Below are 9,487 nucleotides of genomic sequence, written 5' to 3' on the forward strand. Positions count from 1 at the left end.
TCCCCTTCATGCGGGATAGTAGTTGCCCAAGCGCTGAACGTCTGCTGCAGCCGCCCTGGGCCACTCATCGTAGGGGCGCTCGCTGCGTAGCGCCGGCACAGGAGGGCATAAGGCTAAGCCACCTCACTGAGCAAAACGACAGACTCTCCCACCTCTTCCTCCAACTCATGGTTGTGTGTGGGATGCCGAGCCAACAGCTCCTCGAACTGCGCACGCTCGACCAACGTCACATTGTTCGCCTCCGCCCTCTCGCGTGCACCCCTGGTGAAGCGCTGGTTGGTCACAGCCAGCTTTCTGAATTTCGTACCCGGGAACCTCGCCTGATAGAGGGCTGCACCGGCAAGGACCTCTTCCACCCCGTCCGAACCGACCTGAGGATTGATGCTGCACTTGCACTGCAAGAGCTCACCTTCCCTGCCCTTGAAGGCAATGATGTCGACGCCGCCATCTCCACCGTGCTTTGGCGTCAGCTGAGCTGCATAACCGGCCTTTGACCACAACAACTTGCAGAGGATCTCAAACTGGAACCCGTCCAGTCGGTCAACGTCGTCCAAGGTGTAGAAGCGCTTTGCTGTGCGCTCTCCCACAGGGCCATCTCGGACGAGGTCAGCGAACGGGACATCTCGGCCCACGCCGTTGAGCATGGACTCCATCGCAGAGCCGCCAATCGTTGCGTCCGCCAGGCCACCTTTGCGCCGAAGCAAATCGTCAAGTCGAAGGTCGAACGTCGCGTAGTCGTCCGATACGACGATCGGGCAGTAGACAAAGACGTCCTTTTCTTGGCCGATGCGGTAGGCACGATCAGTAGCCTGGTTCTCCTTCGCCGGGTTCCACGCTCGCGTGAAGTGAAAGACGTGGTTCGCGGCCGTGACGTTCAGCCCCGCGCCGGCCGCCAGCGTCGACAGAATGATGACGTTGAAACCCTGAGTCGCCGAAAAGCGCTCGATGTAGGCGTGTCGGTTCTGCGAGTCACCGTTGATGATGTGCGGCCTGAGCCCGTAGACCTCCCGCATGAAGTAGTACAGCGCCGCCTGCACCTCTCTCACCTCCGTGAAGACGATGGCTTTCTCACCGGCCGCCTTGATGCGTTCCAGCTCGGCAAACAGCCAGGCAAGCTTTGGAGAGTTCAGGAAATGCGCGTCGTGACCAGCCTTGTCCGGTAAGAATTTCAACCCAGGCAGGCAGTACGGCTCAGCACAGACCGCCTTCATCAGATGCAGCGCACCGAATGACAGGCGCGCTCGCTTGCGAGCGTCTTGTTCGGTGCTGGCATCCTGAAGCTTCTTGAGGCCGCCAAGGTAGAGCAGACTCTGGTGCGGGGACATGCGCACCTCCAACCGCTCCGTCGGCGCGAGGATCTCCGCAAAACGCATCGTCGCGTCGTTCACACCTCGGTGCGCAAAGTACTTGTTCTTCAGCTCATCGCAGATGTCGAGCTTGGTGCGTCGCAAAGTCTGCGGAGCGATCACATCCTGCAGATGCTTGAGGGTTGCTTTTTGCTCATCGGTGGCGCACTCGATGGGCCTGCGATACGTGCGGCCGAAATCCTCCAACCCACCAAGCAAGCCTGGCTGGACGAAGTCAAAGAGGCACCACAGATCCGCCAGAGTGTTTTCAACCGGTGTTCCCGTGCAGGCGATACGGAAATCTGCCTTCAACGCCTTTGCTGCCAAAGTAACCTGGGTTCCTGGAGTCTTGATGCGCTGAGCCTCGTCACAGATCACGAAAGCGAACGGCTGTCGAGCAAGAGAGAACTCGTAGCTGGTGAGGACGTCGTAAGTTGTCACGATGACCTTTGCCTCACCGACCCAGTTAGGCTTCAGCAGCTCGGTGACACCCCTACCCTGCAGCTGCTCGTCAATCAAGCCCAGTGGCTGCTTGCGAGACTTGAGCTCGTTCCCATAGAGGACGAGCACTTCAGGGTAGGAGTCGTTGAAGAACTTCTTGGTCTCAGCGGCCCAGTTCTCAACCAGGCTTTTTGGCGCCAAGATGACGGATGGAGCGGCGTTCGCAAACTTCTCGTAGTACCAGCCGAGCACGGTGAGAAGCTGAACAGTCTTTCCCAGGCCCATGTCATCCGCGAGCAACGCCCCTCGGCAGTCCGCCGGAGCACGCGACACCAGATGCTGGAACCATGCGATGCCGTTGTACTGGTGCTTCCTAAGCTTGACGCTTGGCCGTAGGGCATTTGGCAACTCCGCTTTCGCGTCGCTCGGCAGGGCCAAGTTCTGCTTGCGCCCTTCGAAGTAGTCAACGCCAAAGAAGTTCAGCTTTACGAGCAGCGTTTCTTTCTTCGGTCGCTCCGGACGCGGCTTGCCTGGCCTATCTGGCTTTACCCTCTCCTCAGCGCCGAGCATCGTGCGGAAACTGTCGACGAGATTCCTCGCCTGGCCGGTTTCCACTGACGTGGGCAGCGAGCTATTGATGACCTCGCTCGCACCAGTGCTTTCTGCTTCTCTGACCWGTTCATCGAACTCGTCTACCCACTCCTTGCTCAGCGGAATGACGACCTGGCCTTCGTGCCCCGCCAGCGTGACCTTGACCATGGGCGTCAGATCCCGGGGTATCCAGCCAGGCTTTCCTTCGTCTTCCGTCGAGGGCTTCTGGATGAGCGGAACGTAAAGCGCCTTGGCGACGCCGATACCTTCAATCCGCCCGCTGTAGCCCTCAAGCTCGTAGATGTCCTCAAAGGAAATCTTGGTTGCCGGCTGGACGCGCCAGAGATGCTCAACGTAGCGCCCGTGCTCCAGCTGAACCGTCGAATCGCCATCCATCGTCAGGTCATACTCGTTCCAAGGGAGCACGGCCCGCTCTTGCTGCAACGCAGCCTCTAGAGCCTGTAGAAATACGCCGAGTTCATCCGGGCCACCAAATGCCGTTGTCTTGGTGCTTGCACTTCCTCCATAGAAGTGCTCCGTGACGATGAGGTCCACGCGCTCGATCCGACCATCCTGCGTGCGAGGCGTCACCGAGAAAACGGCGGCGAGCGCCCCGGCGCCGGCCTTGTCTTGTGTGAAGTCGTCCTCTCTCAACACCTGATGCGCCGCTTCGCCAAGGAACGCCCACGGGTTGTGAACGAAGCGCTCCGCCTTACTGCCCGCAACCTTCCGGCCGGGCATCTCGCGCTTCACAACCTGGAGGACCTGGCGCACCGGCTCTGAGATCACCACGCGGATGTGCCCACCATCTCGCGGGGTCAGGTCGTAGTGCGGCTGCACGGAATTGAAGCCATCGAAGGCCTTCAGCCAACCGGAAGGCGCCCCGTCAAAGGTTGGCTCCACAGTCAGGACACGGCCAAATGCAGTCTCCTCCTTGCGAAGCGGCATGCGTAGCGTCTGCGGGGTAAGGACGTAGGTGGTCTCAAGGTAGGGCCCGCGGTAGAGCGCTCCCGCATGATCAGCGAAGGCACGCATCTCTCCCCAGCCGAGTTCGTTCGCGTGCTGGCTGCGCTGGTCGGCTGCACGGCCCGAAAACCGGCGCACGGCGTCCTGAAGCTGCCAGCATGGCTGCGGCAGAAGCATCTCCTGCCCGTTCACTGATGCAACGGCACCGGCAACCCGCGACACATCCGCCTCCTGGCCTTCCAACACCCAGCCGTCGACCACTACGTCGAACGTCTTGTCTGCGAGGCTGTCGCGAGAGTCCAGGATGGGATGCACGGCCACGGCGGGCGGCAGGTCAAGCGCAAGGACGGCGCCGGAGTGCTCCGTCGAGTTCAGAAGCTCGTAGACCAACGGCCACGGCAGAGTCACGCTCGAGGTGCTGAGTGCCGCGCGTTCTTCGATGACGAGCTGTGCGAGATACGCGGCTAGAAAGGTCTCTTCTGCGGAGGCCTTGTCCGTGGTCGAGAGCAGTGCGTCAACGCTGGGCTCCGATAGAGGGGTTGCGAACCGAACGGCAACGCCGGCGTCGGTCCATTCGCGGACCAAGACACGCGAGTCCTCAGGTGAGGCACCGAATCGCTGCCGAATGAAGTCAAAGAGGCTCATCAACGCTCCACGAAATAGAAGGCGGACCGTGCCTCAGCCCAGCGAAAGTCCCATGCCTTCAAACGACGCTCCAGCTTTGCATGCTGCAACGGATCTTCAACCCACAAGCGGCCAATGCCCGGGCCACTGCGGCGGTCGACGATCCGCGCCTGCGGATATTCGGCCACCAGCTCACGCAAAGACTTCATGTCGAAGAGCGCCCCGCTGGGTGCTCCGTCCGATACAGGGGCGTCCAGGCTGGTGGCTGCCGGCCTGTCTGGAGCGGCATTCCTATCAGGAGCCCTGGCCACGCGCCGAGCTTGCTGTCTCGCAGGCTCGTCCGGGTAGATGCCTAGTTTCTGGAGCTCGTAGCGAGCGGTGTCTTGCCAGTTGTGCATGTGCATCAATCGAGCAGCGCACTTGTGGCGGTAGCCGTGCTTAAGGTCTTCTCCCGTCCCTGTGTACTCGCGGCTGTAGGGCTCGAATGGCAGCTCGTTTGCCTTGTAGACGTAGGCAGCGTTGGGCACCTTGCTGAACTCCACAACCAAGTACTCGCCCAGTTGCATCATGAAGGCATCGACGTCGGCGTTGGAGCTCATCGTCGCGTAGGAGTCCTCCTCCCGCGCGATGAGGTTTCGGATACCTTCGTTGCTGAACGCCAAGCTTCGAGTCTGGGAGCTGAAGATGAGCCGAGTCCAGGCGATCTGCTCCATGTACTGGCTCCAGAACTCGAGGCGCCCTTCGTCAGCTTGCCGGCGAGCCGCGAGCACCTCGAAGAAGTCCTTCAGGTTGGCCTTGTTCACCCACTGAAGGACCATGCGCCAGACGTCGTCGCTGACACGGTTCCAAGCGGTAGCAAGACCTGCTGCGCGCAGCTTGGGATTTCGCCAGACGTCCTTGCGGCAGACATAGTCACGCAGGCGGGGGTGAACGGAAGCGTCCGTGCAGCGCTGATACCTGGTCAGCATCAACTCGAGCGCCGCGTCCCGATAAACCGGCCGCTCGCTGATGAGCGTAAGTAGCTTGGGGATGCTCGCCTTGAAGCGGTCGTCTGAGTGCTCTGTGCATCGTTCCACTGCACTCAGGACAAGGGCGTGCCAGAACCAGCTCGACTCGGGAATCGCCAGGTCTGAAGACAGCTTGTCTACGGCAACTTCATCTCCGTTCAGGTAGTCAAGGGCATACCGGTGTGCGGCCTTTTCGCTGACCAAGCCAGGGTCGGCGCGCAGGACCATGACCCAGTCCGGCACGACCTTCGAGCTGCTCTGACGGTCGATGAGCGGCCAAGTGCGTTGCAGGAAGGCGCGCAGTCTTTCCCATCCCACCTGCTCCGGCTCCGAGGCATGAGCAGGGTTGAACGAGAAGTAGGAGCCCAGCAGCCCAAACCAGGTCAGGCGCCAGAGCTCACCGGCTTCCGCCTCGCCTCCGTATGTGTCCAGCAACCCAGGGAAGTTGCGGTGGCCCAGAGCGCAGGCGTTGTTTTGCTCCTTGACGCGCTCAGTGAGGGCGCCCGCGACTACGTGAAGCTGGATTTCATCCAGCCTCTGCCCTCGCATGAACGCGAGCGCGGCGGCATAACCGTCGGCTTTGGACGGCCGCGCCTTGGTATAGCCTTGGAAAACCTCAGCTGCCGCCGCAGCAGCCCTTTGCACAATTTCGGGGTGACCGAACGCAATGGTCGGGAGATTGAACGACGCCAGCACGCCGGCAAGTTGCCTGGCGAGCGAGTCCAGGGCTGGTGCGTTCAGCACTGGCCGAACTCCTTAGCGTTCATGTCTGGCGTGGCTTCCTTCTCCTCGTCCATCGCCCAAAAATCAACCTTCAGCTCCACCCGGCGGCTTGCGTCCTTGGACGCCTTCATGGAGTTGAATGAGTAGCCGCCTACGAGGAACAGGTCGCGGATCTGGCGCTTCTGGCCGTCGCTTAAGGCCACTTCATCGGCGCCCGGCTGCGAGTACAAGACGCAGACGACGCGTCGACTTCTATCCAGGCTCAAGCCCAGGTTGTAGAGGTAGGTCCCGTCCTGGTCAGTAAACCCTTCGACGACTATTCGCCGAATCCATTTCTCCCCAAGGTCGGAGGCCTGGGCCTTCAACAAGACCGGCACGTAGCGGCGCAAGAACTTAGCACCTGAGCCTTGGATATCGGACCGCCCACTGTCAAAGCGAACGATGTCCCCGAGGTCGATCCGGTACGTCGACTCGTTAACTTTGACTTCAGGGAAATCACGCGACTCCTCCCGAATCGTCGACATCAACTCCTTGATGTCCTTCTCGCGCTGGATCTTGCGCTGCTCAGCGCTCGTGACATCCTTGGTGACAGAGATGAGCGTGACCGCCATCACCAGCAGGAAAAGCACCATCAGGGCCGACATCAAGTCGGAGAAGGAAATCCAGAAGGGGCTCTCCCCTTCAACTTTGCCGCTGCGCTTAAGGACTATGCGGGCAAACATCGCTTAGACCTTCTTCAACCGTGACAGCGCCGAGCCAAGCTCTTGGACAACGCCGGTGAGCTGCTGCACGCCACCGCCCAGTTGCCTGTCGGTCTCCCCGACGGCCTTGCGCACCTGCTCGGTCAGCTGCGTACCAAAGTTCTGGAACGCCGTCGTCAGGGTCTTGTTGACACCTTCGAGGTACTGGAGGCTCTGGCTCTCCGCCGCCTTCAGCTGGACGACGATGCCCTCCAGGTCGGTGAGCATTTGGCGGGAGAGCCCGGCCTCCTTCTTCGCGTTCTCAATCAGCGCCGTCAGTGAGGCAACGCCCGTGTCCACGGTGCGTCGAGTCGTCTCGTACTGCTCAAAGCCTTGCTTGACGGCCGAAGCAGCGGTCTGGAGCGTCGCGGCAGTCGTTGAAAGCTGCTCGGCAACCCTGACAGACCGGTCAAAGACGCCAGAGACGGCGCCGCCGGCAGTCTCGAACCGCTGGGCAGCTGTGCCCATGTTCAGCGCGCCTGAGTTCATCCCATCAATCGCCCGCGTGGTGACGTTTCCAAGAGCGTCGATGTTCTGTTGAGTCTTGGTGACCTGCTCCTGCACCGTTCTCAGCAGCTCATCAACCTGACCGGTCAAGCCTCCAACCAATGCCTGGGTGCGATCAGCCAGGGCGTCATTCCGGCTCTGCTCGTGCGTCGCGGCAGACGCGCGCGAAGTCTCCAAGTTCTTCACCGTTGCCTCAACGGTTTGCAGCAGGTTGGCGATCGCGTCATCCATGGTCTTCTTGGACTTCGTCTGCTCGTCTGAAACCAGCTTGCGAAAGTCGTCCACGAACTGGCGCATCTGGTCGGTCAGCAGCTGTTGGTTGGCCGCCGACTGTTTCATCGCGTCCTCGAGAGTGCCGCTCATGCGGTTGGCGGCTTGCTCGTTGGAGCTATTGATGTCCTGGACGAGCTTCTGCAGCGCCTCCTGGACCGTCGTCATCATCCCCACTGACCGGTCCATCTGGTCGTGGATACCGCGCATCTGGCCGCCGAAGGTGTCTTCCAGCTTGGCCATAAAGCCCGCGAGCATGCTCTCAAGCATCCCCGAAACCGCCTGGGTATTGCCCTTGCTGGACGTCTCCATGGCCTCGGTCATCTGCTTCAGCGGCCCGGCGAGCGTGCCGGTGATGGCGTCACCAATCTGTGAGCCCAATGCGCGGCTGCTCTCGGCCTGCGCGTGAATCTGACGCTCGACCAAGTCGGTCATCATCCGCGTCAGGTCCTCCACCAAAGCTTGCTTGAGCTGCGCTGAATGCGCCTCAGATTTCTCGGACGCGTGGACCAGACGGGACAGATATTCCTCGCCAGCCCCTGTCTCGTAAAGCGAATCAATCGCGTGGCAGAGCTTTTCCACCAAGCGATAGAACATCGCCAGGAAGAACCTGCTGAAGAACGTCACGAACATCGCACAGCCGATGGCTATTGCTGACGCGATGAAGGCGTGAGCGACTCCATCGAGCAGTGGCTTTAATCCCGCAACCGCGGTGGCCGTATTGCTCGCATCGAACTTGCTCAGGCCTTCCAGCAGACCTGCGAAGGTCCCGATGATGCCCAGCCCTGTCAGGACGCCCGGAAGGTGGCGCGTGAAGTCATCGAACAGGCGGCTGTCCACAAGGACGTCGCGTGTGAAGAACATCTCCGCAGGAACCGTGGCACGGACTTCGGTCAGCGCGGTCGAGCCGTTGCCAGCCTTCTTGAGTTCATGCAGGGTGTCGTCGTACTCGTCCCAGAGGTGCTTGAGCGGTTCGTGCTTCAGCAGCTGACGGACGTCAGCCGGCTTCACCTGCTTGCTCGCTGAGTGCAGCCTGCGAATGCGTCGCACAGCCAGCCAAAGTTGAAGGCCCACGCGCGTACCCTGGCCCAGGTAGCCCACGAGGAAGGCAAGCGTCAGAGCCGTGACGATGAGGAAGATGGCAAGGGGAATCCCGGACAAGTTCCTCAGGACAGGATGGATCTCCCCTAAGAGACTCAGCAGCGCGGCGGTCATTTGGTCTTCTCTCCCTTGTCGTTGTGTTCATCCGGCGCCGCCGTGATGCCGTTGCGTTCGCAGTAGTCGAACAGCAGCGTCTCAAGCATGTTTGTCTGCGATCGACGCTCGCGCGCAGACGCGGCTTCAAGCAGCTGCTTGAAGGATGGTGAGACGCGGAAACTGACGGCGACGGTCTTCTCGGCGGGCATACCGGTGAGCTCTGTATAGAGCATCACAATACATGCAACCAAATGTTGCTGACAAGGTATAGAAGACCACTAGACCGGGTGTTCAATGCGTGCGGTCAAACGTTTAGGCTGCGGGATCGCGGCTTCTAAGGCCGCCGCGTCGGCGGGGTGAGGCCGGCGGTTGGATTTCTTCATCTAGCTACACGTCGGCGACAGCGCCTTTCGATGACGAGGCGCCCGGAACTCGAGCTAGCAATTCCTAGGCGCCGCAGGACGAGGCTGCGGATTTAGCTCCGCCGACCTCATGCCCCGGCTTCTGATCCATCTCCTGCGGGCTGAGCGCTGGCGAGTTCCAAAGCCGGGGCCGCAGCCGACCCCGGGCTGGGCAGCTCATGCACGTCACTCAGCCCCCGCTCGATCGCGCGGGTGCGTCGGCCCAGCTCATCGAACTTGTTGGCAGCCTGGTCGATGGACCTCTTCGTCGCGTCGACGATGTCCCCAAACTTCTTGAATTCAGCTTTGGCCAGGCCCAGAACCTTCCAAACCTCTGACGACCGCTTCTCGATAGCGAGCGTGCGAAAGCCCATACGAACGCTGTTCAGCAACGCCGAAAGCGTCGTTGGGCCAGCCACCAGTACACGCAGGTCCGTGTGCAGTTGGTCCTGAAGGCCTGGAAAGCGCATCGCTTCGGCAAAGAGCCCCTCTGTGGGCAGGAACAAGATGGCAAAGTCCGTGGTCAGCGGCTGGCGGATGTACTTCGTGGATATCTTCTTTGCCTCTGCCTTCAACGACGACTCGAAGGCTGTCGTTGCTTGTTGGATGACGGCACGGTCACCGCTCTCGTGAGCGGTGAGGAGCTTGTCGTAGTGCTCCACCGGGTATTTCGA

The 9,487-nt window shown here is 60.8% G+C and carries 6 protein-coding genes; all 6 read right to left on the reverse strand.

The window, feature by feature from the left end; translation table 11 throughout:
- Positions 1-113: 113 nt before the first annotated feature.
- Positions 114-3,989: an SNF2-related protein gene (locus tag AC1DW3_RS28310; protein WP_477937193.1), complete on the reverse strand. Its 3,876-nt coding sequence runs from the start codon at positions 3,987-3,989 to the stop codon at positions 114-116.
- A complete protein-coding gene (locus tag AC1DW3_RS28315; protein WP_477904091.1) occupies positions 3,989-5,719 on the reverse strand; it encodes an EH signature domain-containing protein in 1,731 nt (576 codons plus the stop codon). Before AC1DW3_RS28315 ends, AC1DW3_RS28310 begins: the two co-directional genes overlap by 1 nt.
- Complete coding sequence (locus AC1DW3_RS28320; RefSeq protein ID WP_477904093.1) at positions 5,713-6,420, reverse strand: hypothetical protein; 708 nt, start codon at positions 6,418-6,420, stop codon at positions 5,713-5,715. Before AC1DW3_RS28320 ends, AC1DW3_RS28315 begins: the two co-directional genes overlap by 7 nt.
- Before the next feature lie 3 nt (positions 6,421-6,423).
- A complete protein-coding gene (gene zorA, locus AC1DW3_RS28325; RefSeq protein WP_477937195.1) occupies positions 6,424-8,430 on the reverse strand; it encodes an anti-phage ZorAB system protein ZorA in 2,007 nt (668 codons plus the stop codon).
- Positions 8,427-8,645, reverse strand: coding sequence for a hypothetical protein (locus AC1DW3_RS28330; RefSeq protein WP_477904097.1), 219 nt, complete (start codon positions 8,643-8,645; stop codon positions 8,427-8,429). The genes zorA and AC1DW3_RS28330 overlap by 4 nt, the downstream gene beginning before the upstream one ends.
- 257 nt (positions 8,646-8,902) lie before the next feature.
- A partial coding sequence (gene rmuC / locus AC1DW3_RS28335; protein ID WP_477937197.1) for a DNA recombination protein RmuC occupies positions 8,903-9,487 on the reverse strand: 585 nt, incomplete at its 5' end.

Source organism: Roseateles sp. P2_H4 (genome assembly GCF_056403315.1).